Here is a 1,156-nt window from a genome sequence, read left to right as displayed (position 1 = left end):
ACATGGCCACCTGGAGCGTCCTGCCCTGGCGGGCAACCGGAATCACCTGATACTTCTGGGCAAAGTCGGCCGGGATCAGTTTCAGCACCTGGGGATCGATCTGGGTATTGGAAAGATTGATGGTGGGCACTTTGTACTGCTTGCCCAGGCACTCGGTAGTGGCCTCCTCGGTGATGAATTTCATTTTTATCAGGCAGGCACCCAGTTTATCGCCGCTGGTCTTTTGTTCCACCAAAGCCTTCTCCAGCTGTTCCTTGGTGATCAACCCGGCCTGCAGCAGCATGTCTCCCAGTTTAAGCGCCATAAAATATTTTTACCTCCGTCATTAATTTACTATACCATAGACGACAAGGGGTTGTCAAGCAATACCAATTGTTTAATATAACATAATTGCAGCCAAAAATAAAGGATTTTATGCATAAATTTTCAAGTTTTTTAGCCAATAGAAAACCCGGCCTTTACAGCCGGGTAAAATGGTTTTTGCAGGGTCCGTCGGGTGCTTTAACTGTCAAGGATCCACCGTCACATGCTTCATCAGCTGGCTCAGGCGCTTGGGGCCGATCCCCTTGACGTTTCTCAATTCTTCAGTTTTCTTAAAACCGCCTTGGGCAGCCCGGTAGTCAATTATCCTCCTGGCCATGGCCGGGCCTATATTTGGCAGTTTTTCCAAGGCCTGCTGCGAAGCCTGATTGAGGTTCACTCTTTGGACCGGGAAATATTTCCGGCTCTGCTTTGACAATGCTTCCCCAGCCCCTGTGCCATCTCCGTCCGAGAGGCTTTGAACCGTCACACTGTCGGCCGGGGCCGGCAGGCCGGCGATGACGGTTTTCAAACCGGGGGCAAAACCGGGATGGCTTTTCTTGTATGCCAGGATGGCGGTGCCGGCCATAAATGCGGCCGTTAAGAATATCACTGCCTTTTTTTCGTCAGGTGTGAATCCAAGCATGGCACTGTTAAAATGTTATGGTAACGGTGGTGTTTAAACTGTAGGAACGGCTGTCGCTGGTCTTGATTATTTTATTGGTGCTGCTGGTATATGACCCGCTCATCTCCCCCTTGATGTTCCTGGTAAAATTGTAGGTGGCATTGGGTGAAATTGATATCTCGGTTTTATCACTGTCGTATTTATCTTTGCTGATAGGCTCATTCAGATCCA

Annotated in this window: 3 protein-coding genes; all 3 read right to left on the bottom strand. The window is 49.3% G+C overall.

The features are described from left to right. Positions 1–304 (bottom strand): type II secretion system protein GspE (locus tag Q7U71_03030; GenBank protein ID MDO9390728.1); only part of this gene is annotated, 304 nt, incomplete at its 3' end. Positions 305–508: 204 nt separating this feature from the next. Continuing rightward, positions 509–913 carry a ComEA family DNA-binding protein gene (locus Q7U71_03025; GenBank protein MDO9390727.1) on the bottom strand — a complete coding sequence of 135 codons (405 nt, stop codon included), beginning with the start codon at positions 911–913 and terminating at the stop codon, positions 509–511. A gap of 40 nt (positions 914–953) precedes the next feature. After that, positions 954–1,156, bottom strand: a 203-nt coding sequence (locus Q7U71_03020) for a hypothetical protein (GenBank protein MDO9390726.1), incomplete at its 5' end; no start/stop codon positions are given.

The sequence above is a fragment of the bacterium genome (assembly GCA_030655055.1).
GTDB lineage: Bacteria > Edwardsbacteria > AC1 > AC1 > EtOH8 > UBA5202.
Note: the sequence above shows the minus strand (reverse complement) of the source record. Positions and strands in the feature narration are given on the sequence as shown.